Consider the following 245-nt stretch of genomic DNA (forward strand, 5'->3'; position numbering starts at 1 on the left):
GTTATTACCTAATGCGGCTAGCACGCCAATGGGCACGCCAAAAAATACGGCAATAAAACCAGAAAACAATGATAATTCAAAAGACGCAGGTAGTACTGCTTCAAGCTCCTCCAATACCTCTTGCTGTGAGTTACTGGAAATACCAAAGTTACCCGATAAGCGCTGGCGCAAGTAGGCGGTAAACTGCAGTAATTGGTTATCATTTAGTTGATAGTCTTGCTCTATTTGCTGTTGTTGTTCAAGCG

At 42.9% G+C, this 245-nt stretch carries 1 pseudogene; it reads right to left on the reverse strand.

What is annotated here, in order from left to right:
* Positions 1–245 (reverse strand): annotated as a pseudogene (locus AAEZ02_RS23245) (peptide ABC transporter permease); the annotation flags it as partial.

Source organism: Shewanella sp. T24-MNA-CIBAN-0130 (assembly GCF_040310185.1).
In the GTDB taxonomy this organism is placed as follows: Bacteria; Pseudomonadota; Gammaproteobacteria; order Enterobacterales; family Shewanellaceae; genus Shewanella; species Shewanella psychromarinicola.